Origin of the sequence: Halomonas sp., assembly GCF_041689495.1 — a bacterium.
Classification (GTDB): domain Bacteria; phylum Pseudomonadota; class Gammaproteobacteria; order Pseudomonadales; family Halomonadaceae; genus Halomonas.
Map to the genome: position 1 here is coordinate 1 of NZ_JBDNGD010000367.1, position 1,016 is coordinate 1,016.

2 protein-coding genes and 1 pseudogene are annotated in these 1,016 nt (G+C 60.9%); all 3 read right to left on the reverse strand.

Going from position 1 to position 1,016, the window contains the following annotated elements:
* Window positions 1-23: 23 nt before the first annotated feature.
* Window positions 24-242 (reverse strand): hypothetical protein, encoded by a 219-nt coding sequence (locus ACESMD_RS11490; RefSeq protein WP_372613258.1) that lies wholly within the window; start codon window positions 240-242, stop codon window positions 24-26.
* Window positions 242-642, reverse strand: a pseudogene (locus tag ACESMD_RS11495) (6-pyruvoyl tetrahydropterin synthase family protein). The gene ACESMD_RS11490 and the pseudogene ACESMD_RS11495 overlap by 1 nt, the downstream one beginning before the upstream one ends.
* Before the next feature lie 17 nt (window positions 643-659).
* Complete coding sequence (locus ACESMD_RS11500) at window positions 660-866, reverse strand: hypothetical protein (protein WP_372613260.1); 207 nt, start codon at window positions 864-866, stop codon at window positions 660-662.
* Between the last annotated feature and the right edge of the window lie 150 nt (window positions 867-1,016).

Consider the following 1,016-nt stretch of genomic DNA (forward strand, 5'->3'; position numbering starts at 1 on the left):
ATGGCCAGGCCGTCGATCAGCACCTAGGCACCATCGGGAAGGGCCGCCAGGGTGGTCGCCATGCTCGTTCGCGCACGCGCATCCGGGGCGGGAAATCGGCCGTCGAGGCCGACCACGTCCACCCGCCAGCCCTGCTGGCGAAGTGCTGCCACCATCCGCGCGTCATACACATAACCGCCGGTGAACTGATCCGGGTCGCCGGCCACGATCAGGGTCATGTCGGGCACGTCGAGAGAACCCATCAGAGCTCGCCCTCGTAACTGGCCCAGGCCACATGAGACTCGTGCAGGGTCACGCACATCGCATCCAGGCCGTTGGCCGACTCCCCCAGGTGGCCCAGCTGAATGGCCGTGGCCAACCGCTCGAAGATCACCCTGGCCATGAATTCGGTAGTGGTGTTGCGACCCTGGAATTCATCCACCTCATCGAGGTTGTGGAAGTTGAACTCGCCGAGCACCGCCTTGACGGTTTCGCCGGCAAGGCCGATATCCACCACCAGACCATCGTTGTCCAGTTCCCGGTGCTGGAAGCAGACATCAACCACATAAAGGTGGCACCATGGGTGCGCTGGGCGGGGCCGAAGATCTCACCACGGAAGCTGTGAGCGATCATGAAATGGTCGCGTACGGTCAAGCGGTACATGGTGGGGGTTCCTCGAATCAAGTGGATGTCGGGTAGCGCAGGCGATGGCAGAGCACCTTGCCGCTACCGGCCGCCAGGGACGGCATCAGGTCGGGCAGATCCCGGAAATCGCTCTCGCCGCTGATCAGGGCGTCGAGTCGCGCATCGCCCAGGAGTTCCAGAGCGAGCGCCAGGCGACGACGATAATCCCATCGTGATGACCGCTCGGGCGGGAGGCGGCCCACCTGGCTAGCCTGCCTTTTACCCACAAGCAGCAACTGGACAAAATGCATTGACTAACGCATGCTTTGGGAATGCATATACAAAATCAAATCAAGCGAACACTCTCGGAACCCTCAAACATAGAATACATTCGTAATCTACTGAAGAGCAAA